Origin of the sequence: Microbacterium sp. W4I20 (assembly GCF_030816505.1) — a bacterium.
GTDB lineage: Bacteria > Actinomycetota > Actinomycetes > Actinomycetales > Microbacteriaceae > Microbacterium.
Genome location: NZ_JAUSYB010000001.1, coordinates 683,562 through 706,286, shown reverse-complemented (window position 1 = coordinate 706,286; position 22,725 = coordinate 683,562). Strand labels below are relative to the sequence as shown.

The following is a 22,725-nucleotide window of genomic DNA, read 5'->3' as shown; positions in this document are numbered from 1 at the left end:
ACCGAAGCGGCGTGCCGGGTTCCTCAGGCGGCGTCGCCGATCAGGATGGCCTCGGCGTCTTCGGCGGTGGCATCCGCTGGTTCGTCATCGATGTGCGCCAGCACGCGACGCCCGAGGAAGACGGTGACGGCAGCGAGCAGAACGGATGCTGCGGCGAAGACATACGGCACCGTCGCGTTGAAGGCGTGCCACAGCAGCGCCGCGATGGGAGGCGCCATCGCGCCGCCGAGGAAGCGCACGGCGGAGTATGCCGACGACGCCACCGAGCGGGGGAGATCCGTCGCTTCCATCACGGCCTCGGTGAGCACGGTGTTCATGACGCCGAGCAGCAGCCCGCCGATGACGATGCACGCGACGAGCGCTCCCGCGTTTCCGACAACGAGCCCGGCCGCGACGAGATCGACCGCGAGCAGTGGCAGCACGATGAGGAGGATGCGTGTGCGCGGCATCCGACGCATCAGGACGGGCGCGACCCAGACGCTGGTGACCGCGAGCGCGACGCCCCAGCCGAAGAAGGTGAATCCGATGCCGAGCGCGCCGAACCCGAGGGGGAACGGCGAGAACGCCAGCAGCACGAAGAAGCCGATGTTGTAGAACAGCGCAGCGACCGCGAGGATCGCGAGTGCCGGGCGGCGCAGTGCCGTGAACGGCGCGGAGAATCGCACGGGCACCCGCTTCTCACCGGGACCGCGCAGGAGCACCAGCACGGCGAGGAATGCGATCGCCATCAGCACGACCACGCCGAAGAAGGGACCACGCCAGCTCTGCTCGCCGAGGAGGCCGCCGAGCAGCGGTCCGATCGCGATGCCGAGCCCGAGCGCGGCCTCGTACAGGATGATGGCTGCGCTGCTGCCGCCGGATGCCGCGCCGACGATCGTCGCCAGGGCCGTGGAGATGAAGAGAGCATTGCCGAGGCCCCAACCGGCACGGAAGCCGATGACCGCGTCGACGCTGCCGCTCAGCGCGCACAGGAGCGAGAAGGCGACGATGAGGGCGAGTCCGATGAGCAGTGTGGCCTTGGCGCCGATCCGGCTCGAGATCCAGCTGGTGACGAGCATGGCCAGACCGGTCACGAGCAGGTAGCTGGTGAACAGCAGTTCGGTCTCGACGGGCGACGCTTCGAGCGACTCGGCGATGGCCGGCAGGATGGGGTCGACGAGTCCGATTCCCATGAACGCGACGACGCAGGCGAAGGCGACGGCCCATACCTGCGCAGGCTGCTTCCATACCGAGGGGCGGGCGGGGGCGTTCACCGTGATTCTCCAGTCTTCTCGTGGTTCTTCTAGTCAGCGGCGCGCAGCGCGAGGATCTCTGCAGCGCGGGTCAGGGCGGCCCAGTCGTCTTCGCTCAGGTCCGCGAAGTGCGGAGCCAGCGTTTCCCGGAACTCGACGCGCCATGCAGCGATGGCCGCGGTGCCGGCCGGGGTGATGTCGACGACGATCGCCCGCGAATCGTCGGGATCGGGGGAGCGGAGGACCAGGCCCTCGCGCTCCAGACCCCCGATGAGCCTGGTCATGCCCGGCTGCGTCGTGCGGGCGGATACTGCCAGCGCGCCCACTCGCTGCGGGCCTGCCTGCTCCAGCAGGCTGAGGACGCGCCACTGGGCTGCAGGTGCGTCGTTCCCGGCATCCTGCGCCGCGATGCGGCCGAGCGCATAACCCGAGAGCACCAGGGATCCGATGACATCCGATCGATTCATACCAATCAGTATATACCTGATGGTATGTACTGCGATTATCGGCGAGCGCTGGCGATCCGCGCCGAGAGCTGGTGCGCATGGGAGAGCAGAATGCGACCGAGTTCGGCGGTGCGCTCATGACCGAAGCGGAACTCGACCCCGGTCAGACTCAGTGCCCACTCCGGCCGACCCGACCGATCGAACACCGCAGCCCCCATGCCCCAGCTGCCCTCGACGATCAGGCCCGGGTTGATCGCATACCCGCGCTCCTTCGTCTCAGCGAGGCGTGTGCGCAGCGGGCTCTCGCCGTGTGCGCGCCCCCAGGCGCTCACGAGCTCCGGGTGGCGCTCCAGGTAGGCATCCACATCGTGGTCAGGCAGGAACGCCAGGATCGCCAGGCCCGCACTCGCGACACCGAGGGGGAACCGCACGCCCTCGCTGAGGACAAAGGACCGGATCGGGAACGAGCCCTCCTCGCGCAGCAGGCAGACCGTCTCGTCGGCGCGGCGCACCGAGAAGAACGCGCTCTCCTCGGTCTTGACCGCCAGCGACCGCACGATGTCCCGCGCGAGAGCCGTCACGTCGTACCGCGCCGCCGCAACCGTTCCCATGAGGAAGAGCTCCGGCCCCGGCATCCACCGAGTGCTCTCGGCGTCCCGGTCGACGAGCCCCTCCGCCTTCAGCGCGCTGAGCAGGCGATGCGCCGTCGAGCGCGAGAGGTCCGCGGATCTCGCCAGCTCCTGCAGCGTGGAGCCGTCGGCTCCCGCCGCGGTCACCAGACGCAGTAGGCGCGCCGCCCGGGCGATGGCCTGAGTGCCGGGCACGGCGAGCGGCTGCTGTTCCATGATGTGGACGCTATCCGCTGGTTCGACCACATCGCAAGACCGGGGTTCCCTTCCGGACCTCGGCGGGCGGATGCTGGAGAGGTCCGCGTATCCGAAGGAGCAGGCGTGATCGACAAGCAATGGGAATCCGCGACGGCAGCTGTCGCCGACATCGAAGATGGATCGTCTCTCGCCGTCGGCGGTTTCGGGCTCTCCGGCAACCCGATCGCTCTCATCGAAGCCCTGCTCGCGCAGGGCACGAGAGAACTCAGCATCGTCAGCAACAACTGTGGTGTGGACGACTGGGGCCTCGGCATCCTGCTGGGCGCGCAACGCATCCGCAAGATGACGTCGTCGTACGTCGGCGAGAACAAGGAGTTCGAGCGGCAGTTCCTCTCCGGGGAGCTCGAGCTGGAACTCACTCCGCAGGGAACCCTCGCCGAGAAGCTGCGTGCCGGAGGCTCGGGCATCGGCGCGTTCTTCACCCAGACCGGCGTCGGAACCCAGGTCGCCGAGGGCGGGTTGCCCCGTCGATACAACCCCGACGGCTCGGTCGCCGTGGCATCGTCGGCGAAGGACGTCCGCAGCTTCGACGTGCACGGCGTGCCCAAGGACTTCGTGCTGGAGGAGGCGATCACGACCGACTTCGCGCTCGTTCATGCCGCGATCGGCGACCGGCACGGCAACCTCGTCTTCAACAAGGCGGCCCGCAACTTCAACCCGCTGGCCGCGATGGCGGGCCGCGTCTGCATCGCGCAGGTGGAACGCCTGGTGGAGCCGGGGGAGCTCGACCCCGACCACATCCACCTGCCGGGCGTCTTCGTGCACCGCATCGTCGAGGTCGGCACCGACATCCCCAAGCGCATCGAACGGCGCACGGTCTCGCAACCGGCAGACGCCGCGGAAGGAGCCTGACATGGCGCTCACCCGAGACCAGATGGCGGCCCGTGCTGCCGCCGAGCTGCAGGACGGCGCCTACGCGAACCTCGGCATCGGCCTGCCCACACTGGTGCCGAACCACGTGCCGGCGGGCGTGACCGTCGTGCTGCAGTCGGAGAACGGCATCCTCGGCGTCGGGCCGTACCCGCGCGAAGAGGCGGTCGACCCCGACCTGATCAATGCGGGCAAGGAGACCGTCACCACGCTCCCGGGCTCGGCGTTCTTCGACTCCGCGCTGAGCTTCGGAATGATCCGGGGCGGCAAGATCGACGCGGCCATCCTCGGCGCCATGCAGGTCTCGGCGACCGGAGACCTGGCCAACTGGATGATCCCGGGCAAGATGGTCAAGGGGCCCGGTGGCGCCATGGATCTCGTGCACGGCGCCGGCCGGGTGATCGTGCTGATGGAGCACGTCGCCAAAGACGGAACCCCGAAGATCGTCGACGCCTGCACGCTCCCGCTGACCGGCCGAGGTGTGGTCGACCGCATCATCACCGACCTCGCCGTGATCGATGTCACCGATCAGGGTTTGGTGCTCGTCGAGACCGCACCGGGGGTCACCGTCGAGGAGGTCGTCGCGGCGACAGAACCCCCGCTCCTCATCTCCGACTCCCTCACCACCGGAAGGACCGAACAACATGGCTGAGAACGACATCGTCATCGTCGCCGCCGCCCGCACCCCGCAGGGCCGCCTGAAGGGGCAGCTCGCCGCTTTCACCGCGCCGCAGCTGGGGTCGTTCGCCATCCGCGGCGCGCTGGAGCAGGCATCGGTGGACCCGGAGGACGTCGACGCGGTCATCGTCGGCCAGGTGCTCGCCGCGGGATCGGGCCAGAACGCGGCTCGTCAGGCCGCGATCGGTGCCGGTATCGGCTGGGACGTCCCGGCTCACTCGGTCAACAAGGTGTGCCTCTCCGGACTCACCGCCGTCATCGACGCGGCACGGATGATCCGCACGGGCGATGCCGAGGTCGTGGTCGCGGCCGGCATGGAGTCGATGACGCGCGCTCCGCACCTGCTGATGGGCTCCCGAGACGGATGGGCCTACGGCACCGTCGAGGTGCTCGACCACATGGCGTACGACGGGTTGACGGATGCGTACGACCGGGAGAGCATGGGCGCCTCGACCGAGCGGCACAACGCGCGCTACGAGCTCACCCGAGAAGCCCAGGACACGGTGGCGGCCCTCTCGCACCAGCGGGCGGCGGCCGCCCAGACCGCGGGCGTCTTCGATGCGGAGATCGTCGCGATCGAGGTGCCCCAGCGGCGCGGCGAGCCGGTGCAGGTGACGCGCGACGAGGGCGTCCGCCCCGAGTCGACCGTCGAGACTCTCGCCGGTCTGCGCGCGGCCTTCGCCGAGGGCGGGTCGATCACGGCGGGGAACTCCTCGCCGATCTCCGACGGAGCGTCCGCGGTGATCGTCACCACGCGTGGCACGGCGCAGTCGAAGGGCTGGCCCGTGCTGGTCACCGTCGGCGCGAGCGGACAGACCGCCGGGCCCGACAACTCCCTGCAGGCGCAGCCGGCACGGGCGATCGAGCAGGCGTGCGCCAAGCAGGGCATCTCACCGGCGGATCTCGATCTGGTCGAGATCAACGAGGCGTTCGGCGCAGTGGTCGCGCGGTCCCAGACGGAACTCGGCCTCGACAGCGAGATCGTGAACATCCACGGCGGCGGCATCGCTATCGGGCACCCGATCGGAGCATCCGGCAACCGCCTCGTCGTGCACGTCGCCCACGAACTCGCCCGCCGCGGCGAAGGGACGGCTGTGGTCGCGCTGTGCGGAGGCGGCGGTCAGGGCGAAGCCCTCATCCTGACGCGCTGATCCCGAAGTGCTCAGGGCCCGACCAGAGCGACGCTCAGCTGCGTCGGTCCTGCGCGTGGTCCTGGGCGTCGGCCAGTGCCTTCTGCGACCGGAACTGCAGACGCTGCGCCTTCTTCGACTTTTTGACCGACTGCGGGGAGTCGGCGTCGACGAGCACGCCGCGCCGCGAACGGTTCATGTCGACGACGGCTCCGACGGCAAGAGCCATCGTGATGCCCCAGCTCACCCAGGAGAGCGCCGAGCGCCAGGTGATCGGTTCTTGGCGAGTGCCACGCAGCAGCGAGACCCCGGCCGAGATCGCTGCGATGAGTCCGGTGCTGAAGAGGTAGCGCATTCCCCTACGGTACCCGGCGGCGTCGGATGCGGCACCGAGCCTTGACAACCCGGTCCTGATCCTGTCAGGGGTCCTGCTCCTGTTCAGGCTGAACCGATACCATGGGGGCGTCGCGGTCCATCCGCGGCCGCACCACCGTGTATCTACCGGCCGCGGGCATTCCTGCGGACAGCGGCGGCACCCGAGATCGCGTCTTCGACGCGCGAGAGCCATGACACACGCTTCCTCACAGACACCCGAACACGCGGCCTCCCGTTCCGACGAGACGAGCCTGCTCCGTCTCGCGGGTCTCCCGTACTTCCTCATCGCCTTCATCGCCCGGCTGCCGTTCGCGATGATGGTCGTCGGCGTCCTCACCGTGGTGGTGGCCGCCCGCGGCTCGCTCTCGTTGGGCGGCCTCACGTCTGCGGCGGTCGGCCTCGGCACCGCCTGCTTCGGGCCGCTCCTGGGCGCGGCGGCCGACCGGTTCGGACAGCGCGGGGTCCTCTCCGTGCTCGCGCTCGCCAACGGAGCGATGCTGGTGCTCTTCACGGTCGTCGTCTACGGCTCCGGCGCAAACGCCTTCGTGCTGCTCGCCGCCGTCGGCATCGGTGCGACCGCACCGCAGGTCGCGCCGCTGTCCCGCTCGCGACTGGTCACGATGATCCGGGAGAGGATGCCGGAGGCCACCCGCACCCGCACCCTCTCGGGGACCATGGCCTACGAGTCCGCGGCAGACGAGACCGTTTTCGTGTTCGGGCCCTTCATCGTCGGCATCCTCGCCTCGGCTCTCGCGCCGTGGGCTCCGCTCGTGGGCGCCGCCGTGCTCACCGTCGTGTTCGTCGGCGCGTTCGCGCTGCATCCGAGCGGGCGGCACGTGTCCCAGGAGCGCGACTCCGACGGCAAGGCGCCCTCGACCGTCTCCGACCTCTTCCGACCGCAGCTGCTCATCGTCGTGCTCGGCATCCTGGGCGTGGGGATCTTCTTCGGGACGATGCTCACCGCGCTCACCTCGTTCATGGCAGACCTCGGGGCGCCCGAGCAGGCCGGCCTCCTCTACGGGGTGATGGGAGTCGGATCGGCGATCCTGGCCCTCGGCGTCGCGTGGCTTCCTCCGCGCTTCTCGCTCCGCGCGCGATGGGTGGTCTTCTCGGGAATCCTTCTCGCCGGCACCCTGCTCCTCGTCTTCGTCGACTCTCCCGGCACGATGATGGTCGCGCTGGGGATCATGGGCATCGGCATCGGGCCGACCCTGGTCACGCAGTACAGCTTCGGCGCGGCTCGCAGCCCGCTCGGGCGCTCGGCCACGGTGATGACGATGCTCGGCTCCGGTGTCGTCGTCGGACAGTCCATCGGCGCCGCCGTGACCGGTGCGATCGCCGAGCAGATCGGCACCGCTCCGGCACTCCTGCTCCCGATCCTGGCCGCGACCGTCACCTTCGCGGCCGGGCTGGCCAACTGGTTCCTCAGCAGGCCCGGCCCTCGGCTGTCGCCCGCCACCGCCTGAGGACTGGCGAACAGAACGCCGCAACCTCGATAGCCTGGACACCATCCAACCCCTGGCGTGAGGAGTCATCATGGCTGCCGCAGATTTCGTCGTGGTCGCCAACCGGCTGCCCGTCGATCGCATCGCAGGACCCGAGGGCGAAGAGGTGTGGCGCACCTCTCCCGGAGGGCTGGTCGCCGCGCTCGAACCCGTGATGAAGAGCGTCAACGGGGCCTGGGTCGGCTGGCCGGGGCAGCCCGACCTCCAGCTCAAGCCGTTCACCTCCGGCGGCATCCGCCTGATCCCGATCGCCCTGAGCGAGCAGGAGATCGCGGAGTACTACGAGGGATTCTCCAACGACACCATCTGGCCGCTCTACCACGACGTCATCGCCCCGCCGCAGTATCACCGGGAATGGTGGGACGCCTACGTCGCGGTCAACCGTCGCTTCGCCGACGCCGCAGCCGCTGCCGTCGCCGAGGGCGGGACGGTGTGGGTGCACGACTACCAGCTGCAGCTCGTGCCTCAGATGGTCCGGGCTCTGCGGCCCGACGTGACGATCGGCTACTTCCACCACATCCCGTTCCCCGCACACGGGCTGTACGCCCAGCTGCCCTGGCGCGGTCAGGTGCTGCGGGGTCTGCTCGGAGCCGATGTGATCGGCTTCCAGCGGGCGACGGACGCCACGAACTTCCTCAACGCCGTACGTCGCCGCCTCAAGTACGAGATCAAGTCGTCGTTCGTCACGGTGCCGTCGGGCAACGGCGAGATCGACGAGCGCGGCGAGTCGCATCGCGCGCTGGTGAAGGCGTTCCCGATCTCGATCGACACCGCGCCCTACCTGGAGCTCGCGGCACGGCCCGACATCCAGGCGCGCGCCGCCGAGATCCGCGAGAACCTCGGCAACCCGAAGCACATCCTGCTCGGAGTGGACCGTCTCGACTACACCAAGGGGATCGGGCACCGTGTCAAGGCGTACGGCGAGCTGCTCAGTGACGGGCTGCTCTCGGTCGAGGACGTGACCCTGGTGCAGGTGGCCAGCCCCAGCCGCGAGCGGGTCGATGCCTATGCCAACCTGCGCGATGAGATCGAGCTCTCGGTGAGCCGGATCAACGGCGACTTCGACACCATGGGCCACACCGCGATCCGCTATCTCCACCAGGGTTACCCCCGCGAGGAGATGGTCGCGCTGTACCTCGCCGCCGACGTGATGCTGGTGACCGCACTGCGCGACGGCATGAACCTCGTCGCGAAGGAGTACGTCGCCACCCGGATCGACAACCGCGGGGTGCTGGTCCTGAGCGAGTTCGCCGGCGCCGCGGACGAGCTCGGCAGCGCGATCCTCGTGAACCCTCACGACATCGAGGGGCTCAAGGAGTCGATCATGCGCGCCGTCGAGATGCCGCCGAGGGAACAGGCGAGACGCATGCGGTCGTTGCGGCGCCGTGTGCTCGACAACGACGTGACCGCGTGGTCGGAGTCGTTCCTGACGGCCCTCGCCTCAGCGCGCGACGCCCGCTGACCGCACACGAGAACGGAAGAGCACGTGACCCGCAGCTGGACCCCCGGAACCCCCGACCCCGACCTGTCGGCGCTCGCCGCGACACCTCGGCTCGTCGTCTCGCTCGACTTCGACGGAACCGCGTCGCCTCTCGTGCCCGACCCGATGGCCGCACGAGCACTCCCCGCCGTCGCGACGCAGGTCGCAAGACTGGCGGCCCTCCCCGACACGGTCGTCGCCTACGTCTCCGGACGCAGCATGCACGATCTCCGCGTGATCACCGAGCACACGGACGATTCCGTGATCGCGCTCGCCGGATCCCACGGAGCCCAGTACTGGTTCCCGGGGGAGGGCGATGCCGCAGCGACGGGCGACGCCACCGACGACGGAGCGCGCGAAGAGCTGTGGGCGGCGGCGCGTCCCATCATCGAACGCTACGAGGGTGCCGAGTTCGAGCCCAAGACCTTCGGGATGGGCGTGCACACCCGCCGCGCCGACCGCGACACCGAGGTGCGCGTCTTCGCGGAGATCGACGCACTCGTCGCCGAGCGCTTCCCGCACTGGCGTCGCCGCGCCGGACACCGCGTCCTGGAGTTCTCCTCGCGGGTGGAGGGCAAGGACGCTGCGATGGCAGCGCTGCGCGACCACTTCGACGCGACCGGCATCCTCTTCGCCGGGGACGACGCCACCGACGAGGATGCGATGCGCGTGCTGCAGCCGGGCGACCTCGGGGTGCGCGTGGGTCCGGGGGAGAGCGCAGCCATCCTGCGTGTGGAGAACCCACAACAGATGGCCGAGCTTCTGGAGGCGCTCGCGGACGAGCGCGCCTCTCTGCGGGAATAGACTTCCGTCATGTCCTCGCATGATCCTTCTCACAGCGCGCCCATCGACATCAAGCCCCGCAGTCGCGTCGTCACCGACGGCATCGAGGCGACGACCTCCCGCGGAATGCTCCGTGCCGTCGGCATGGGCGACGCAGACTGGGAGAAGCCGCAGATCGGCATCGCCTCCAGCTGGAACGAGATCACCCCCTGCAACCTGAGCCTCGACCGGCTCGCGCAGGGCGCCAAGGAGGGCGTGCACGGCGGCGGTGGCTATCCGCTGCAGTTCGGCACGATCTCCGTCTCGGACGGCATCTCGATGGGCCACGAGGGAATGCACTTCTCGCTCGTGTCGCGCGAGGTCATCGCCGACTCGGTCGAGACCGTGATGATGGCCGAGCGGCTGGACGGATCCGTCCTCCTCGCCGGCTGCGACAAGTCGATCCCCGGGATGCTGATGGCCAGCGCCCGCCTCGACCTCTCGAGCGTCTTCCTGTACGCCGGTTCGATCGCCCCCGGCTGGGTGAAGCTCTCGGACGGCACCGAGAAGGACGTCACCATCATCGACTCGTTCGAAGCCGTCGGCGCGTGCCGCGCCGGGCTCATGAGCGAGGAGGACCTCAAGCGCATCGAGTGCGCGATCGCACCGGGCGAGGGTGCGTGCGGTGGCATGTACACCGCCAACACCATGGCATCCGTCGCCGAGGCGCTCGGCCTCAGCCTTCCCGGCTCCGCCGCGCCGCCCGCAGCGGATCGCCGTCGCGACTACTACGCGCACCGCTCCGGCGAGGCCGTCGTCAACCTGCTGCGCCAGGGGATCACGACCCGCGACATCCTCACCAAGGAGGCGTTCGAGAACGCGATCGCGCTGGCGATGGCTCTCGGCGGCTCGACGAACGTGGTGCTGCACCTGCTGGCGATCGCCCGCGAGGCCGACGTGGAGCTGAGCCTGCACGACTTCAACCGCATCGGTGACAAGGTTCCGCACGTGGCCGACATGAAGCCGTTCGGAAAGTACGTCATGAACGACGTCGACCGGCACGGCGGCATCCCGGTGATCATGAAGGCGATGCTCGACGAAGGTCTGCTGCACGGCGACGCGCTCACGGTCACCGGTAAGACGCTCGCCGAGAACCTCGCCGAGCTCGACCCGCAGCCGATCGACGGCACCGTGATCCACACGTTCGACAACCCGATCCACGCCACCGGCGGGCTCACGATCCTGCACGGCTCGATGGCGCCCGACGGAGCCGTCGTCAAGACGGCCGGCTTCGACGCGGCCGTTTTCGAGGGACCCGCGCGGGTCTTCGAGCGCGAGCGTGCGGCGATGGATGCCGTCGCCGAGGGCGAGATCGAGCCCGGCACCGTCATCGTCATCCGCTACGAGGGTCCGAAGGGCGGACCGGGCATGCGCGAGATGCTGGCGATCACGGCCGCCATCAAGGGCGCTGGCCTCGGAAAAGATGTACTACTCTTGACTGACGGACGATTCTCAGGCGGCACAACCGGCCTGTGCATCGGCCACATAGCACCCGAAGCGGTGGACGCAGGTCCCATCGCCTTCGTGCGCGATGGTGATCTGATACGGGTCGATATCGCAGCTCGCTCTCTCGACCTACTCGTCGACGACGCTGAGCTCGCCTCCCGCCGTTCTGGCTGGGAGCCGCTTCCCCCGCGCTACACCCGTGGAGTTCTTGCCAAGTACTCGCGACTCGTGCGTTCCGCTGCAGAAGGCGCGACGACCGGGTGATCCACGTCGGCCCGCTACTGACGAACTCTCAGATCATCAAGGAATGACATGACTGCTGACTCCGTTTCGGCCGTTCCACGGCCACCGTCCCCGAAGGCCTCCTCACCCGAGCTCACCGGCGCCGAGGCCGTCGTCCGGTCCCTCGGTCTTCTCGGTGTGACCGACGTCTTCGGCATCCCCGGCGGGACGATCATGCCGGTGTACGACCCGCTGCTCGACGACGAGACGGTGCGCCACATCCTCGTCCGTCACGAGCAGGGCGCGGGCCACGCTGCCGAGGGATACGCCTCCGCCAGTGGCCGCACCGGCGTCGCGATCGCGACATCGGGCCCCGGTGCGACCAACCTGGTCACGGCGATCGCCGATGCCTACATGGATTCGGTGCCGATCGTCGCCATCACCGGTCAGGTGTTCAGCCACCTGATGGGGACCGACGCGTTCCAGGAGGCCGACATCGTCGGCATCACCATGCCGATCACCAAGCACTCCTTCCTGGTGAAGGAGCCCTCCGAGATCCCCGGGGCCCTCGCCGCCGCCTTCGAGATCGCCTCCACGGGGCGCCCGGGGCCGGTGCTCGTGGACATCACCAAGGACGCGCAGCAGAAGTCGGCGCCGTTCATCTGGCCGCCGAAGGTCGATCTTCCGGGCTACCGTCCGGTCACCAAGGCCCACGGCAAGCAGATCCAGGCCGCAGCGGCCCTGCTCGCGGAGGCCAAGAAGCCGGTGCTGTACGTCGGCGGTGGCGTGGTCCGCGGTCGCGCGGCGGCCGAACTGCTGGCTCTCGCGGAGTCGACGAACGCGCCCGTGGTCACGACGCTCATGGCGCGGGGAGTGTTCCCCGACTCGCACCAGCAGCACCTGGGGATGCCGGGCATGCACGGCACCGTTCCGGCCGTGCTCGCCCTCCAGGAGTCCGACCTGATCGTCGCGCTCGGCGCACGGTTCGACGACCGCGTCACGGGGAAGGCCGCCGACTTCGCACCGAACGCGAAGGTCGTGCATGTCGACATCGATCCGGCCGAGATCTCGAAGATCCGGAACGCCGACGTGCCGATCGTCGGCGACGTGCGCGACGTGCTGATCGACCTGGACGCTGCGTTCCGCGGAGTCGTCGGCGGCACCCAGCCCGACATCGCCGAGTGGTGGTCGTACCTCGACGGACTGCGCGAGGAGTTCCCGCTCGGCTACACGCCCCCGGACGACGGTCTGCTGGCGCCGCAGTACGTGATCCAGCGGATCGGTGAGCTCACCGGTCCGGAGGGCGTCTACGTCGCCGGCGTCGGTCAGCACCAGATGTGGGCGGCGCAGTTCATCAAGTACGAGCGCCCGAACGCCTGGCTGAACTCGGGCGGTGCCGGAACCATGGGCTACTCGGTTCCCGCGGCGATGGGCGCGAAGGTCGCCGAGCCGGATCGCCCGGTGTGGGCGATCGACGGCGACGGCTGCTTCCAGATGACCAACCAGGAGCTCGCGACCTGCACGATCAACAACATCCCGATCAAGGTCGCGATCATCAACAACTCGTCGTTGGGCATGGTGCGCCAGTGGCAGACGCTGTTCTACGACGGACGCCACTCGAACACCGACCTCAACACCGGCCATGGCACCGTGCGCATCCCCGACTTCGTGAAGCTCGGTGAGGCTTACGGCTGCCTGGCGATCCGCGTGGAGAAGGCGGAGGAGGTGGATGCCGCGATCAAGCTCGCCCTCGAGACGAACGATCGTCCGGTGGTGATCGACTTCGTGGTGAGCGCCGATTCGATGGTGTGGCCGATGGTCCCGCAGGGAGTCAGCAACAGCTATGTCCAGTACGCGCGCGACCATGCGCCCACCTTCGACGAGGAGGACTGACCCATGTCGACCCATGTGCTGAGCCTGCTGGTGGAGGACCGTCCCGGTCTTCTCACCCGTGTCGCCGGGCTGTTCGCCCGTCGCAGCTTCAACATCGAGTCCCTCGCCGTGGGAGTCACCGAGGTTCCGGGCATCTCTCGGATCACGGTCGTCGTCGACGTGGAGGAGCAGCTTCCGCTCGAGCAGGTGACGAAGCAGCTGAACAAGCTGATCAACGTCATCAAGATCGTCGAGCTCGATGCGTCGTCGTCCGTGCAGCGCGAGCACATGCTCGTCAAGGTGCGCACCGACAACTCCACGCGATCGAACGTGATCGAGGTCGTGAACCTGTTCCGCGCGTCGGTCGTCGACTACGCGCCGGATGCGCTCGTCGTCGAGGTCACCGGAGACAAGGGCAAGGTCGAAGCCCTGCTCAAGGCCTTCGAGCCGTTCGGCATCAAGGAGATCGCCCAGTCGGGTCTCCTCGCGATCGGCCGCGGCGGCAAGAGCATCACCGAGCGCGTTCTGCGCGGCTGACACTTCCACACACTCGCCGGGCTCTCGACGAGAGTCCGACCTGCACACCACAAACAAGGAGAAACACACCGTGAGCACCGAGATCTTCTACGACGCCGACGCAGACCTGTCCCTGATCCAGGGCAAGAAGGTCGCGATCGTCGGTTACGGATCGCAGGGTCACGCCCACGCGCAGAACCTGCGCGACTCGGGTGTCGAGGTCGCCATCGCGCTCAAGGAGGGCTCCAAGTCCGCCGCGAAGGCCGAAGAGGCGGGCTTCGCCGTCAAGACCGTCGCCGAGGCCACCGAGTGGGCCGACCTGATCATGATCCTCGCGCCGGACCAGCACCAGCGCACCATCTACAGCGAGTCGATCGCGCCGAACCTGACCGCGGGCAAGACCCTCGCCTTCGCGCACGGCTTCAACATCCGCTTCGGCTACATCGACGCTCCCGAGGGCGTCGACGTCATCCTCGTCGCGCCGAAGGCTCCCGGCCACACGGTGCGCCGCGAGTTCGTCGCCGGTCGCGGCATCCCCGACATCATCGCCGTCGAGCGCGACGCGTCGGGTCACGCCTGGGACACCGCACTCTCGTACGCCAAGGCCATCGGCGGCACTCGCGCCGGCGTCATCAAGACGACCTTCACCGAAGAGACCGAGACCGACCTGTTCGGCGAGCAGGCCGTGCTCTGCGGTGGCGTCAGCCACCTCGTGCAGGCCGGCTTCGAGACCCTCACCGAGGCGGGCTACCAGCCGCAGATCGCCTACTTCGAGGTGCTCCACGAGCTCAAGCTCATCGTCGACCTGATGTGGGAGGGCGGCATCGCCAAGCAGCGCTGGTCGATCTCCGACACGGCCGAGTTCGGCGACTACGTCTCGGGCCCCCGCGTCATCGACGCCCGCGTCAAGGAGAGCATGCAGGGCGTCCTCGCGGACATCCAGTCCGGTGCCTTCGCCAAGCGCTTCATCGACGACCAGGACAACGGCGCTGAGGAGTTCCTCGCGCTGCGTGCCAAGGAAGAGCAGCACCCCATCGAGGTCACCGGCAAGGAGCTGCGCTCGCTCTTCGCCTGGAAGCAGACCGACGAGGACTACGTCGACGGCAGCGCTGCGCGCTGATCTGAGCTGATCCACCAAGAACGGGCACCCCTTCGGGGGTGCCCGTTCTTGTACATGGGGGAGGGACGTGGCCGCCAGCGAAGCCGCTCGTCCGCTTATTCGGCGGGCGCTTCCTCGATCTCGATCGGCGCATCCTCAGGATCCGCCCAGACGGGAGCGGGAAGCAACGTGTCGACCTGACCGGCCTGGATCGCCTTGAGGGCAGCGGTGATCTCCTCGTCGTTCTCGGGCACGGCCAGGTCGCAGGCGCGCAGCTCGGAGGCGAACTGCAGCGTGAGGCGGATCTTCCCGGCCTCGATCGCCTCGGCCGTCGTGCCGGTGCGGATCTCGCTGCCGGTCTGGATCGCCGAGACCTCATCGCACACGTGGTAGACCGCGCCGCCGTCGACCCACACGACCTCGTCCTGACCGAGAAGCTGGATGACCGCTGACTGGTCGGCGGTGTACTGCTCGACGGACGGCGGGTTCAACGTGGTGCCGAGGACGGCGGCGAGGGCGGCGAGGGCGATGCCGACGATCCCCGCGATGGTCTTCTGCCCTTTGTCCATGTCCTTGTTCAGGAAGACCAGGATGATGAGCGGCAGGAACGCGATCACGGCGATGATGGCACCGAGCTGATTCTGCACGAAGAAGCGGACCGTGTCGGATTTCCGCGCCGGGTCCAGACGGTTGGCCTTCTTCCACAGCACGGAGCCGGTGATCGACAGGGCTGCGATGACGACCAGCAAGACGAGAAGGGTGATGAACGCCCACTGCGGGAACTGCGCGGTGACGCCCTGTTCGCGCAGCAGGCCCGTGTCGGCGTCGCGGACGAGCGCGCCGTCCTCGCCGACGAAGACGCGCTGCCGCAGCACCCAGAAGATTCCGACGGCCTCTGCCGCGATGGCCAGGGCCCAGAGGACGGCGGCGACCCAGCGGAAGGTCGTGGCCTGCTTCTTCGCGTCGGCTGTCGGAGTCCACCCTGCGGGCGGTTCGCCGCCGGTGGTGCCCGTCTCGCTCGGGGTGGCGCGGTCCACCTTCTTGTTCTCAGCCACGACGACCTCTTCCCGTTGCCGAAGGCCCCCGTGGCCCGGATGCCACCGAGCATAGTGGACGGCGTGTCCTACTCTGGGGAGATGACTTCCGATTCCGACGACGCGCTCAGCTGGGACGGCGACGAGGCGACGACGACACCCAAGGACCCGGCCCTGCCCCAGGGATGGAACGCCGTCGGCAAGGGCAGCGGAGCGGTCGGCCGCGTCGAGGAGGACGGTACCGTCACGCCGGCCTCCGCCGAGCCGCACGCACCGCTGAGCACGGCGATGCTCCTCATCCTCGGTGTCGTGGGCGGCGTGTACCTGCTTTACACGATCGGCTGGGTGGTCGGGGGACTGCGTCTGAAGCCGCTCGCCTCCTTCCTCGTCGACGATGCGATGTTCCTGCCCTGGTTCGTCCTGGCCATCGCCGCCCCGGCGCTCTGGTTCCTCGCGAGCTGGGTGCTGACACGGGGCAAGGCAGGGTGGGTCCGCGTCGCGGTGCTCCTGGCGGGAGTCGTCCTCCTCGTGCCCTGGCCGTTCGTGACCGTGGGGGTGATCGGAGCATGAGCGACGTGCAGACGACCGAGACCTCGGCGGGCTCGCCGCGGTGGATCGTGGGCCTCGTGATCGGGCTGGCGGGACTCTTCTACGCCTACGCGGTGTGGAACGCCGTCGCGCATCTCATCACGATGGCGCAGGGCGGCCTCACGGGCACCGGATGGGCGGCCCTGCTCTTCGGCGTGGTGTTCCCCGCCATCGTGTTCGCGTTCGCGTACGCCATCGGTCGCCGCCGCAGGGTGGGCGAACTCGCGCTCACCTTCCTCGCCGGACTGGGGATCGTCGCCGTGTTCTGGATGAGTCTCATCGCGCTGAGTCTCACGCTGCCCAGCGCCTGACGTCGGGCTCGGCCACGGACGCGAGGCGTCACACGGCACGGAGCCCGGCGACCGCTCGGGTAGGGTTGAGGTGATCGCGCCCCCACGGTGTGCGGCGCATCGGCCCCTCCCGCCTGTCGTGCTGCCCCGAAGGATTCTCTGTGCCGAAGCCCGTTGTGCTCATCGCCGAAGTGCTCTCTCCCGCCACGATCGAGGCCCTCGGCCCCGACTTCGACGTTCGCAACGTCGACGGCACCGACCGGGAAGCGCTCTTCGCCGCGCTGGCGGATGCCGACGCCGTGCTCATCCGCTCGGCCACGCACATCGATGAGGAGGCGCTCGCCCACGCGCCGCAGTTGAAGGTCGTGGCGCGCGCCGGCGTCGGCCTCGACAACGTCGACATCAAGGCGGCCACCGCGGCGGGCGTGATGGTCGTCAACGCGCCGACGTCGAACATCGTCTCCGCCGCCGAGCTCACCGTCGGCCACATCCTCAGCCTCGCGCGTCGGATCCCCGCCGCGCACGCCTCTCTCTCGGCCGGACAGTGGAAGCGCAGCTCGTTCACGGGAGCCGAGCTCTTCGAGAAGACCGTCGGCATCGTCGGCCTCGGCCGCATCGGCGCTCTCGTCGCCGCACGTCTCGCCGCCTTCGACATGCGCGTCGTCGCGTACGACCCCTATGTCACCTCCGCTCGCGCCCAGCAGCTCGGCGTGCAGCTCCTCACCCTCGACGAGCTCGTGGCAGAAGCCGACTTCCTCACCATTCACATGCCGAAGACGCCGGAGACCACCGGCATGATCGGCGCCGAGCAGTTCAAGGCCATGAAGCCGACCGCTTTCGTCGTGAACGTCGCTCGCGGCGGGTTGATCGACGAGGCCGCTCTTCACGAGGCACTCGTCGCCGGTGAGATCGCCGGCGCCGGTCTCGACGTCTTCACGTCGGAGCCGCCGGCAGAGGGCGGCACCGCGCGCCCGCTGCTCGACCTTCCGAACGTGGTCGTGACCCCGCACCTGGGCGCGAGCACGGAAGAGGCGCAGGAGAAGGCCGGCGTCTCCGTCGCCCGCTCCGTGCGTCTGGCCCTCGGTGGCGACCTGGTCCCCGACGCGGTGAACGTCGCCGGCGGCGTGATCGACCCCTATGTCCGCCCCGGAATCTCGCTGGTCGAGAAGCTCGGTCAGATCTTCGCCGCTCTCGCGACATCGCCTCTCACGAGCCTCGACGTCGAGGTGCACGGCGAGCTGAACGAGTACGACGTCAGCGTGCTCAAGCTGGCCGCCCTCAAGGGCGTCTTCACGAACATCGTCAGCGAGACCGTGTCGTACGTGAACGCGCCGCTGCTCGCCGAGCAGCGCGGCATCGCCGTGCGCCTGCTCAAGGACGACGTCAGCGACGAGTACCGCAACCTCATCACCCTCACCGGCGCGCTCTCGGACGGTTCGCAGCTGTCGGTCTCCGGCACCCTCACCGGGCCGAAGCAGGCGGAGAAGCTCGTCGGCATCAACGATCACACCCTCGAACTGCCGATCGAGAAGCACCACGTCGTGATGCTGTACACCGACCGCCCGGGCATCGTGGCCGTGTACGGCCAGAAATTCGGCGAGGCGGGCATCAACATCGCGGGCATGCAGATCGCGCGTCAGGCGGCGGGCGCACAGGCGCTCAGCGTTCTCACGCTCGACTCGCCGGTCTCGGATGAGCTACTCGACGATGTGCGTGACGCGATCGACGCCGACCTGTTCCGTCAGATCGAGATCACCGAGATCTGAGCGGGGAGACTGCCGTCACGCAGTCGCCTTCAGGACCAGCGCGATCAACGCAGCCAGCTCTTCGCGGTGGGGGACCAGCCGCTCGGCTCCGTGCACGTCCAGCGAGTTGTTGAAGTAGAGGCCGTCGCTGAGCAGCATGACCAGGTCCAGGCTCGCCGCGTCGCGCACGTGCGGACGGATCGCCTCCTGCCAGCGGCGACGGTTGTTGCGCAGCCCCTCGGCGGCGGCGACCATTCCGCCCTGCGCGAGCCGTGAGGCCGCGATGAGCGCGCGATCGAGAGCTTCGTCCTCCATCACCGAGGTGCGCACGTAATAGGCGACTGGCCCTTCCTCTGCCGACGCCATGATCTCGAGGTCGGCGGTCGTCAGGGCGTCGAGCCGGTCCAGCAGGCCCGCCGCGAGTTCTTCCTTCGAGCCGAAGTGATACAGCAGTCCGCCCTTGGAGACGCCGGCCGCCTTGGCCGTGGCCTCGAGGGTGGCGGCGCGCTCTCCGTCGGCGATCACGATCGATTCGAAGGCGTCGAGCACCTTCTCGCGGGCGAGGGGAGGTCGAGGCATGTCTGTTACTATACCATCTGGACGGTTTACTAACGAGGCCGCCATGATCCTGAGAGGTGTTCCATGACCCGTACTGCGTCGATCCCGACGACAGAGACGGATGCTCCCCGCGTCGGAGCCCGCGGCTGGGCGGCGCTCGTCGTCCTCATGCTGCCGGTGCTGCTGGTGTCGGTGGACAACACGGTCCTGAGCTTCGCGCTGCCCGAGATCTCCATCGCACTCGCCCCCTCGGGAGCCGAGCAGCTGTGGATCATCGACGTGTATCCGCTGGTGCTCGCAGGACTGCTCGTCACCATGGGAACCCTCGGCGACCGCTTCGGACGGAAGCGGATGCTGCTGATCGGCGCGACCGGTTTCGCCGCGGTCTCGGTGCTGGCCGCTTTCGCGCCGACTGCCGGACTGCTGATCGCCGCACGGGCGCTGCTCGGCTTCTTCGGCGCCATGCTGATGCCGTCGACGCTCTCCCTGCTGCGCTCGATCTTCCAGAACCGCGACCAGCGCCGGATGGCCATCGCGGTCTGGGCCTCGGCGTTCTCGGCCGGAGCCGCTCTGGGCCCGATCGTCGGTGGATTCCTGCTCGAGCACTTCGCCTGGGGGTCCGTCTTCCTCCTCGCGGTGCCCGTGCTGATCCCGCTGCTGATCGCCGGTCCGCTGCTGGTACCGGAGAGCCGCGACCCGAAGCCCGGACGCATCGACCCCCTCAGCATCCTGCTCTCGATGGCGGCCATGATCCCGGTCGTCTACGCCATCAAGTCGCTCGCGGTCGACGGCCCGTCCGTCTCGGTCGGAGCCTGGGCGCTGCTCGGAATCGCGATGGGCGTGCTGTTCGTCCGCCGCCAGCTCCGCGCGGAGATCCCGATGCTCGACATGGCGCTGTTCCGCCGCGGCACGTTCTCCGGGGCGATCATGGTGAACCTGCTCAGCGTGGTGGCGCTCGTCGGCTTCCTCTACTTCGTGTCGCAGCACCTGCAGCTCGTGCTGGGACTCTCGCCCATGGTGGCCGGCTTCGCCCTCGTCCCCGGCATGGTCGCGATGATCGTCGCCGGCCTCGGGGTCGTCCCGATCTCGCGTCGCCTGCGGCCGCACATCCTCGTGCCCGGAGCGCTGCTGTTCTCGGTGGCGGGCTACCTGATCGTCGCGTTCACCACGCACGAGCACGGTGTGGCACCGCTGATCATCGCCTTCGTGGTGCTGGGCCTCGGTATCGGCGCCGCCGAGACGATCTCCAACGAGCTGATCCTGTCGAGTGCTCCGGTCGAGAAGGCGGGAGCTGCGAGTGCGGTCTCCGAGACAGCGTACGAGCTGGGTGCCGTGCTCGGCACGGCGATCCTCGGCGGCATCATCACCGCCTTCTACCGCGGGGCGCTGGTGCTGCCCGCCGGCCTGCCGGCGGATGTGGCGCATGCCGCCCGCGAGACTCTCGCCGGCGCCTACACGGCCGCAGAGCAGCTGCCCGCCCGGCTCGGCGATGCGCTGTGGGATGCCGCCGCCGCGGCCTTCGGCTCCGGCGTGATGGTGACCTCGCTGATCGGCGCTGCGCTGGTGGTCGTCGCCGGACTCATCGCCGCCGTCACACTGCGCAAGGCACCCACGCACTGACCGTTACGCTGGGAGGACCGGCCCGTTCGACACGTCGTCGAGCAGGGGCCGGTCCACCCGGTGCAAGGAGTGTCATGTCGCGTGTCGTGAAGCTGGCCGTCATCCCCGGTGACGGCATCGGACCCGAGGTCGTCGCCGAGGCCGAGAAGGTCCTCGACGCGGTGACCGCGCAGAGCGACGTCGTCTTCGAGAAGACCCGCTTCTCGCTCGGAGCCGCCCGCTTCCTCGAGACCGGTGACACCCTGACCGACGAAGACCTCGAGGCCATCTCCGCGCAGGACGCCATCCTCCTGGGTGCTGTCGGCGGAACGCCGGGAGATCCGCGCTTGAAGGACGCCAACATCGAGCGCGGGCTGCTGCTGAAGCTCCGCTTCACGCTGGACCACTACGTGAACCTTCGTCCCTCCAAGCTCTTCACCGGTGCGCCTGGGCCGCTCGCGAATCCGGGCGAGATCGACTTCGTCGTGGTGCGGGAGGGGACGGAGGGACCCTACGTCGGCAACGGCGGCGCGATCCGTAAGGGGACCCCGCACGAGATCGCCAACGAGACGTCCGTGAACACCGCCTTCGGCGTCGAGCGCGTGGTGCGCTACGCCTTCGACCTTGCCGAGCGACGCCGCAGGAAGCTCACGCTCGTGCACAAGACGAACGTGCTGGTGCACGCCGGCGGCATCTGGCAGCGCATCGTGAACGAGGTCGCGGCCGCGCACCCCGACGTCGCCGTCGACTACCTGCACGTGGATGCGGCGACGATCTTCCTGGTCACCGACCCCTCGCGGTTCGACGTGATCGTCACCGACAACCTGTTCGGCGACATCCTCACCGACCTGGCCGGTGCGGTGACCGGCGGCATCGGTCTCGCAGCATCCGGCAACATCAACCCGGACGGTGCGTTCCCCTCGATGTTCGAGCCGGTGCACGGCTCGGCGCCCGACATCGCCGGGCAGCAGAAGGCCGATCCGACGGCGGCGATCCTGTCGATCGCACTCCTGCTCGACCACCTGGGACTCTCCGCCGAATCCGCCCGCATCAGCGCGGCGGTCGAGGCGGATATCGCCGAGCGCAGCTCGGCACGCACGACGGCGGAGATCGGCTCCGCGATCACTGCCCGCCTCTGACCGGCGGGCGTAGGCTGAGACGGCGCGACGATGCGCCCACCCACAAGGAACGGATGACGATGATGACGACCATCGATGCAGAGGCTGCCGTGGCGCCGCTCGATTTCGCTGTGACCAAGAACCTCGCGGCCGCGACGCCCGCCCGCGTGGCCGAGGTGCACGAGAACCCCGGATTCGGAGTGGTCTTCACCGACCACATGGTCGACATCTGCTGGTCGGCCAAGGGCGGATGGCACCGCCCGCGCGTGCAGCCCTACGGTCCCATTCCGCTCGACCCCGCCGCATCCGTCCTGCACTACGGGCAGGAGATCTTCGAGGGCATCAAGGCGTACCGCCACGAGGACGGATCGATCCACACGTTCCGCCCCGACCGCAATGCGGCGCGCCTGCAGGCGAGTGCCCGGCGCCTCGCGCTGCCGGAGCTCCCCACCGACTACTTCATCCAGTCGCTGCGCGAGATCGTCGCCGTCGACGGCCGCTGGGTGCCCTCCGGTGCTGATCAGAGTCTCTACCTGCGGCCCTTCATGTTCGCCAAGGAGGCCTTCCTCGGAGTCCGGGCCGCGCAGAAGGTCGCGTACTACGTGATCGCCAGCCCTGCCGGGGCCTATTTCTCCGGCGGCGTGAAGCCGGTGCGCATCTGGCTCTCCGAGGACTACGCCCGCGCAGGCAAGGGTGGCACGGGCAAGGCGAAGACGGGCGGCAACTACGCGTCGAGCCTGCTCGCGCAGTCCGAGGCGAGCGCGAAGGGCTGCGACCAGGTCGTGTTCCTGAACGAGCACCGCAACGTCGAGGAGCTCGGCGGCATGAACGTCGTGTTCGTCTTCAAGGACGGCCGCGTCGTGACGCCCGAGTCGGACAGCATCCTCGAGGGCATCACGCGCGACTCGCTGCTGCAGCTCGCGGAGGACCGCGGCTACACGGTGGAGAAGCGTCCGATCTCGATCGACGAGTGGCGTGAGGGTGTGGCATCCGGCGACATCGTCGAGGTGTTCGCGTGTGGCACCGCCGCCGTCGTCACCCCGATCGGCGCACTCGTCGGCGAGGGATTCGACGAGCCGCAGCCGCAGGGCGAGCTCGCACTGTCGCTGCGCGAAGAGCTCACCGACATCCAGTACGGCCGCCGCGAGGACCGGCACGGCTGGCTGCTGCGTCTGGACGCCTGACGCCACACGGCGCTGGGTAGGCTGGATCG

At 68.8% G+C, this 22,725-nt stretch carries 22 protein-coding genes; 16 read left to right on the top strand and 6 right to left on the bottom strand.

Features of this window, described 5'->3' with window-relative positions:
* Positions 1–23: 23 nt before the first annotated feature.
* From QFZ21_RS03500 to QFZ21_RS03490, 3 genes are read right to left on the bottom strand one after another with little or no spacing between them, the layout of a single operon-like run.
* The gene (locus tag QFZ21_RS03500; RefSeq protein ID WP_373425993.1) at positions 24–1,253 is read right to left on the bottom strand and encodes an MFS transporter; all 1,230 of its coding nucleotides are present in this window, start codon (positions 1,251–1,253) and stop codon (positions 24–26) included.
* A 29-nt stretch (positions 1,254–1,282) separates the two neighbouring features.
* The gene (locus tag QFZ21_RS03495) at positions 1,283–1,699 is read right to left on the bottom strand and encodes a MarR family winged helix-turn-helix transcriptional regulator (RefSeq protein ID WP_307374473.1); all 417 of its coding nucleotides are present in this window, start codon (positions 1,697–1,699) and stop codon (positions 1,283–1,285) included.
* Positions 1,700–1,734: 35 nt separating this feature from the next.
* Positions 1,735–2,523, bottom strand: a complete 789-nt coding sequence (locus QFZ21_RS03490; protein ID WP_307374471.1) for an IclR family transcriptional regulator — start codon at positions 2,521–2,523, stop codon at positions 1,735–1,737.
* 105 nt (positions 2,524–2,628) lie between these two features.
* Here QFZ21_RS03490 and QFZ21_RS03485 point away from each other — a divergent pair, with 105 nt between their 5' ends.
* From QFZ21_RS03485 to QFZ21_RS03475, 3 genes are read left to right on the top strand one after another with little or no spacing between them, the layout of a single operon-like run.
* Positions 2,629–3,417 (top strand): CoA transferase subunit A, encoded by a 789-nt coding sequence (locus QFZ21_RS03485; RefSeq protein ID WP_307374469.1) that lies wholly within the window; start codon positions 2,629–2,631, stop codon positions 3,415–3,417.
* 1 nt (position 3,418) lies between these two features.
* Positions 3,419–4,087 carry a CoA transferase subunit B gene (locus QFZ21_RS03480; protein ID WP_307374468.1) on the top strand — a complete coding sequence of 223 codons (669 nt, stop codon included), beginning with the start codon at positions 3,419–3,421 and terminating at the stop codon, positions 4,085–4,087.
* Positions 4,080–5,264, top strand: coding sequence for an acetyl-CoA C-acetyltransferase (locus tag QFZ21_RS03475; RefSeq protein ID WP_307374466.1), 1,185 nt, complete (start codon positions 4,080–4,082; stop codon positions 5,262–5,264). The genes QFZ21_RS03480 and QFZ21_RS03475 overlap by 8 nt, the downstream gene beginning before the upstream one ends.
* A 34-nt stretch (positions 5,265–5,298) precedes the next feature.
* Here QFZ21_RS03475 and QFZ21_RS03470 read toward each other — a convergent pair whose 3' ends face one another.
* Positions 5,299–5,598, bottom strand: a complete 300-nt coding sequence (locus QFZ21_RS03470; RefSeq protein WP_307374464.1) for a hypothetical protein — start codon at positions 5,596–5,598, stop codon at positions 5,299–5,301.
* A gap of 211 nt (positions 5,599–5,809) precedes the next feature.
* On the opposite strand from QFZ21_RS03470, the gene QFZ21_RS03465 reads away from it, so the two are divergent.
* The 7 genes from QFZ21_RS03465 to ilvC all read left to right on the top strand — a co-directional run bounded on the left by QFZ21_RS03465 (position 5,810) and on the right by ilvC (position 14,601).
* Complete coding sequence (locus QFZ21_RS03465; protein ID WP_307374462.1) at positions 5,810–7,084, top strand: MFS transporter; 1,275 nt, start codon at positions 5,810–5,812, stop codon at positions 7,082–7,084.
* Between the two features lie 70 nt (positions 7,085–7,154).
* Positions 7,155–8,585: a trehalose-6-phosphate synthase gene (locus tag QFZ21_RS03460; RefSeq protein WP_307374460.1), complete on the top strand. Its 1,431-nt coding sequence runs from the start codon at positions 7,155–7,157 to the stop codon at positions 8,583–8,585.
* A gap of 24 nt (positions 8,586–8,609) precedes the next feature.
* The gene (gene otsB, locus QFZ21_RS03455) at positions 8,610–9,407 is read left to right on the top strand and encodes a trehalose-phosphatase (RefSeq protein WP_307374458.1); all 798 of its coding nucleotides are present in this window, start codon (positions 8,610–8,612) and stop codon (positions 9,405–9,407) included.
* A gap of 9 nt (positions 9,408–9,416) precedes the next feature.
* Positions 9,417–11,135 (top strand): dihydroxy-acid dehydratase, encoded by a 1,719-nt coding sequence (gene ilvD / locus QFZ21_RS03450; protein WP_307374456.1) that lies wholly within the window; start codon positions 9,417–9,419, stop codon positions 11,133–11,135.
* 48 nt (positions 11,136–11,183) lie between these two features.
* Positions 11,184–12,986, top strand: a complete 1,803-nt coding sequence (locus QFZ21_RS03445; RefSeq protein WP_307374454.1) for an acetolactate synthase large subunit — start codon at positions 11,184–11,186, stop codon at positions 12,984–12,986.
* Between the two features lie 3 nt (positions 12,987–12,989).
* The gene (ilvN, locus tag QFZ21_RS03440; RefSeq protein ID WP_307374452.1) at positions 12,990–13,502 is read left to right on the top strand and encodes an acetolactate synthase small subunit; all 513 of its coding nucleotides are present in this window, start codon (positions 12,990–12,992) and stop codon (positions 13,500–13,502) included.
* Between the two features lie 70 nt (positions 13,503–13,572).
* A complete protein-coding gene (gene ilvC / locus QFZ21_RS03435) occupies positions 13,573–14,601 on the top strand; it encodes a ketol-acid reductoisomerase (protein ID WP_307374450.1) in 1,029 nt (342 codons plus the stop codon).
* A 95-nt stretch (positions 14,602–14,696) separates the two neighbouring features.
* Here ilvC and QFZ21_RS03430 read toward each other — a convergent pair whose 3' ends face one another.
* Positions 14,697–15,635 (bottom strand): hypothetical protein, encoded by a 939-nt coding sequence (locus tag QFZ21_RS03430; protein WP_307374449.1) that lies wholly within the window; start codon positions 15,633–15,635, stop codon positions 14,697–14,699.
* 81 nt (positions 15,636–15,716) lie between these two features.
* Here QFZ21_RS03430 and QFZ21_RS03425 point away from each other — a divergent pair, with 81 nt between their 5' ends.
* From QFZ21_RS03425 to serA, 3 genes are all read left to right on the top strand, one after another.
* Positions 15,717–16,184, top strand: coding sequence for a hypothetical protein (locus QFZ21_RS03425; RefSeq protein ID WP_307374447.1), 468 nt, complete (start codon positions 15,717–15,719; stop codon positions 16,182–16,184).
* A complete protein-coding gene (locus QFZ21_RS03420; RefSeq protein ID WP_307374445.1) occupies positions 16,181–16,513 on the top strand; it encodes a hypothetical protein in 333 nt (110 codons plus the stop codon). The genes QFZ21_RS03425 and QFZ21_RS03420 overlap by 4 nt, the downstream gene beginning before the upstream one ends.
* 140 nt (positions 16,514–16,653) lie before the next feature.
* Positions 16,654–18,258, top strand: a complete 1,605-nt coding sequence (serA, locus tag QFZ21_RS03415; protein WP_307374443.1) for a phosphoglycerate dehydrogenase — start codon at positions 16,654–16,656, stop codon at positions 18,256–18,258.
* Between the two features lie 15 nt (positions 18,259–18,273).
* Here serA and QFZ21_RS03410 read toward each other — a convergent pair whose 3' ends face one another.
* Positions 18,274–18,816: a TetR/AcrR family transcriptional regulator gene (locus tag QFZ21_RS03410; protein ID WP_307374440.1), complete on the bottom strand. Its 543-nt coding sequence runs from the start codon at positions 18,814–18,816 to the stop codon at positions 18,274–18,276.
* A gap of 63 nt (positions 18,817–18,879) precedes the next feature.
* On the opposite strand from QFZ21_RS03410, the gene QFZ21_RS03405 reads away from it, so the two are divergent.
* The 3 genes from QFZ21_RS03405 to QFZ21_RS03395 all read left to right on the top strand — a co-directional run bounded on the left by QFZ21_RS03405 (position 18,880) and on the right by QFZ21_RS03395 (position 22,696).
* Positions 18,880–20,415 carry an MFS transporter gene (locus QFZ21_RS03405; protein WP_307374439.1) on the top strand — a complete coding sequence of 512 codons (1,536 nt, stop codon included), beginning with the start codon at positions 18,880–18,882 and terminating at the stop codon, positions 20,413–20,415.
* Positions 20,416–20,489: 74 nt separating this feature from the next.
* On the top strand, positions 20,490–21,533 hold the full coding sequence (locus QFZ21_RS03400) for a 3-isopropylmalate dehydrogenase (RefSeq protein WP_307374436.1): 1,044 nt from the start codon (positions 20,490–20,492) through the stop codon (positions 21,531–21,533).
* A gap of 62 nt (positions 21,534–21,595) precedes the next feature.
* On the top strand, positions 21,596–22,696 hold the full coding sequence (locus QFZ21_RS03395) for a branched-chain amino acid aminotransferase (RefSeq protein WP_307374435.1): 1,101 nt from the start codon (positions 21,596–21,598) through the stop codon (positions 22,694–22,696).
* The last annotated feature ends 29 nt before the right edge of the window (positions 22,697–22,725 follow it).

Coding starts and splice junctions, on each gene's coding strand:
- ilvN (WP_307374452.1), top strand. CDS start 12,990: ATGTCGACCCATGTGCTGAGCCTGCTGGTGGAGGACCGTCCCGGTCTT.
- ilvD (WP_307374456.1), top strand. CDS start 9,417: ATGTCCTCGCATGATCCTTCTCACAGCGCGCCCATCGACATCAAGCCC.
- QFZ21_RS03495 (WP_307374473.1), bottom strand. CDS start 1,699: ATGAATCGATCGGATGTCATCGGATCCCTGGTGCTCTCGGGTTATGCG.
- QFZ21_RS03400 (WP_307374436.1), top strand. CDS start 20,490: ATGTCGCGTGTCGTGAAGCTGGCCGTCATCCCCGGTGACGGCATCGGA.
- QFZ21_RS03425 (WP_307374447.1), top strand. CDS start 15,717: ATGACTTCCGATTCCGACGACGCGCTCAGCTGGGACGGCGACGAGGCG.
- QFZ21_RS03445 (WP_307374454.1), top strand. CDS start 11,184: ATGACTGCTGACTCCGTTTCGGCCGTTCCACGGCCACCGTCCCCGAAG.
- QFZ21_RS03395 (WP_307374435.1), top strand. CDS start 21,596: ATGACGACCATCGATGCAGAGGCTGCCGTGGCGCCGCTCGATTTCGCT.
- QFZ21_RS03405 (WP_307374439.1), top strand. CDS start 18,880: ATGACCCGTACTGCGTCGATCCCGACGACAGAGACGGATGCTCCCCGC.
- QFZ21_RS03420 (WP_307374445.1), top strand. CDS start 16,181: ATGAGCGACGTGCAGACGACCGAGACCTCGGCGGGCTCGCCGCGGTGG.
- QFZ21_RS03410 (WP_307374440.1), bottom strand. CDS start 18,816: ATGCCTCGACCTCCCCTCGCCCGCGAGAAGGTGCTCGACGCCTTCGAA.
- QFZ21_RS03490 (WP_307374471.1), bottom strand. CDS start 2,523: ATGGAACAGCAGCCGCTCGCCGTGCCCGGCACTCAGGCCATCGCCCGG.
- QFZ21_RS03470 (WP_307374464.1), bottom strand. CDS start 5,598: ATGCGCTACCTCTTCAGCACCGGACTCATCGCAGCGATCTCGGCCGGG.
- QFZ21_RS03480 (WP_307374468.1), top strand. CDS start 3,419: ATGGCGCTCACCCGAGACCAGATGGCGGCCCGTGCTGCCGCCGAGCTG.
- QFZ21_RS03465 (WP_307374462.1), top strand. CDS start 5,810: ATGACACACGCTTCCTCACAGACACCCGAACACGCGGCCTCCCGTTCC.
- QFZ21_RS03475 (WP_307374466.1), top strand. CDS start 4,080: ATGGCTGAGAACGACATCGTCATCGTCGCCGCCGCCCGCACCCCGCAG.
- QFZ21_RS03460 (WP_307374460.1), top strand. CDS start 7,155: ATGGCTGCCGCAGATTTCGTCGTGGTCGCCAACCGGCTGCCCGTCGAT.